The organism is Caulobacter sp. (assembly GCF_017744445.1).
Lineage (GTDB): Bacteria > Pseudomonadota > Alphaproteobacteria > Caulobacterales > Caulobacteraceae > Caulobacter.
The window spans coordinates 1-573 of record NZ_JAGIBH010000130.1 but is presented as its reverse complement, the minus strand read 5'-3'; the positions used below and the strand labels follow the sequence as shown (position 1 = coordinate 573).

1 protein-coding gene and 1 pseudogene are annotated in these 573 nt (G+C 69.8%); both read right to left on the bottom strand.

Annotation, left to right across the window (positions count from 1 at the left end; all coding sequences use genetic code 11):
• A partial coding sequence (locus tag J7528_RS24040) for a hypothetical protein (protein ID WP_291879891.1) occupies positions 1–346 on the bottom strand: 346 nt, incomplete at its 3' end.
• Positions 343–573 (bottom strand): annotated as a pseudogene (locus J7528_RS24035) (hypothetical protein); the annotation flags it as partial. The pseudogene J7528_RS24035 and the gene J7528_RS24040, both read right to left, overlap by 4 nt.

Below are 573 nucleotides of genomic sequence, written 5' to 3'. Positions count from 1 at the left end.
GGCGGTACTCGGCGTAGAGCTTGGCGGTATACTCGGAGATCAGCGCCGAGACCTTGTCGTCCTCGAACGGGTCGAGCGAGTACTTGGCGCTGCGGTCGACCAGGTCGCGCTTCTCGTAGTAGGTCCGCAAGTGGCTCGGGTCGGCCTGGCGGAAGATCATCTTCGGCAGGATCACCGGATCGCCGATCGTGATCACCGGCACCTCGACGTCGCTGCCGACGAGGAACGGCTCGACGATCGCGTCATGGCCTTCCTCGTGCAGCTCGGCGACCGCTAGCTTGACGCCCGCCCAGTCGGTCGCGTCGCGCACGCCCCAGCTGGCTGACGAGGCGTTGGGCTTGATCACCCAGCGCTCGGCGGGCGGGCAGGTGCTTCGGCGACCGGCGCGCCGCGGCGGTAGATCGCCCACGGCGCGGTCGGCACGCCGGCCGCGAGCGCGGCACGCTTGGCCAGCGCCTTGTCGTCGCTGAGTCCGCGCAGAATCGGGCTCGCGCCGACGAACGGCAGGCCGAGCCGGGTGCACAGCAGCGGGCACATCATCTCCGAGTTGAGGAACCCCGCGCGGTTGAGCAG